Here is a 1,157-nt window from a genome sequence, read left to right on the forward strand (position 1 = left end):
TCATGCGGCGACGAAGGGCGCTCATCGGCTTGGCTTCGGTCATCGGGAGCTCCTGCTGGGCTGGGTGGCTTCAACACCCAAACCCTCCCAGCAGGAGCCTCCCGTCACAAACCCCGCAGCTTTCCCGCGTCAGCGGGTTCGTTCAATCCCAAGAGTCCACGGCTCCTAGAGTGGCGCCCGCCGTGGTTAAGAAGCGGTAAACCGACATAGTGAGCGGGTAAGAGCTGTTGGTGTGGGTGAGCGTGGTCGTGCTCACAAACGCACTGCTATTGCCGGTGATCGCCGACGCAAATACGTAGTTGGTGGCGCTCTCAGACTGTACGTGTGGCTCTGATGGCGACCAAGGCTGATCTCCCGGAGCGACTGCTCCAACTTGCCTCACGCTCCGATGGGGCCACGGTTGCCTCCTCTCCGAGGCTGCCGAAGCCCTCGCTCGCATGTCCGCGCCAGCGGTGGAACTGTCCAACTCGCCAGCCACGCCCGCTGCCGTGGAGGCCGCGAAGGCGCACATCAACGACCTCGCAGGCATCCTCGTTGACACCCAGGTCATGGTAATGGACGCGGTCGCCTCTCTGGAGCAGCGCGCCGAGTTGGCCGAGGCCGCCCTCGAGGCGATGCGCAAGGCACATGACGCCATCGAGGCCCGCGCCGCCAGGATGGCGCAGGCGCTTGATTGAGGTCAGGGYCGCGGCGGTCGCCCATCTGCCGCCGACCAGCCTCTCGGCGACGGAAAGCCTTGGCCTCGTCGTTGCCGTCACGGACGGACGCAGCCACGCGCTTCTTCCGGAGGGACAAGGCATGACCGAGCACGACCAGCGTTGCCGGGGCAGGGGGGCCGAATACGCCGACAGCATTACTGCCCGCATCAAGGCCGGAAAGGTCCATCCGAGCGGGTATGAAGGGCTAATCCTGTCTCATCTTGACCAGGCTACCTACCGGGATCACCATTCGGCACTGCACGACCTCTCCCTGACACGCTTCGACGGCAGGAGCCGCAACAGCAGATAGGCCTACACTGATCCATGGCTCCCCGGCGTTGGCCTCCCCAGGGTTGGCCGGGTGCAGAAGACCCCGTAGCGCCATGGCTCCCGAGCTGGTGGCTACGGGGTTTTTTCCCACGCTTATGTGCAATTAATTTCAGTAGAACCGGATAAACC

At 64.0% G+C, this 1,157-nt stretch carries 2 protein-coding genes; both read left to right on the forward strand.

Annotated elements, in window-relative coordinates; all coding sequences use genetic code 11:
- Positions 1-437: 437 nt before the first annotated feature.
- Positions 438-677: a hypothetical protein gene (locus AC1DJT_RS36800; RefSeq protein ID WP_476768887.1), complete on the forward strand. Its 240-nt coding sequence runs from the start codon at positions 438-440 to the stop codon at positions 675-677.
- On the forward strand, positions 670-1,008 hold the full coding sequence (locus tag AC1DJT_RS36805) for a hypothetical protein (RefSeq protein ID WP_476836074.1): 339 nt from the start codon (positions 670-672) through the stop codon (positions 1,006-1,008). The genes AC1DJT_RS36800 and AC1DJT_RS36805 overlap by 8 nt, the downstream gene beginning before the upstream one ends.
- Positions 1,009-1,157 lie beyond the last annotated feature (149 nt).

The sequence above is a fragment of the Allobosea sp. 05T422_2 genome (assembly GCF_056396265.1).

Excerpts from the sequence above, each read along its gene's own strand:
- AC1DJT_RS36800 (WP_476768887.1), top strand. The coding sequence starts at position 438 with ATGTCCGCGCCAGCGGTGGAACTGTCCAACTCGCCAGCCACGCCCGCT.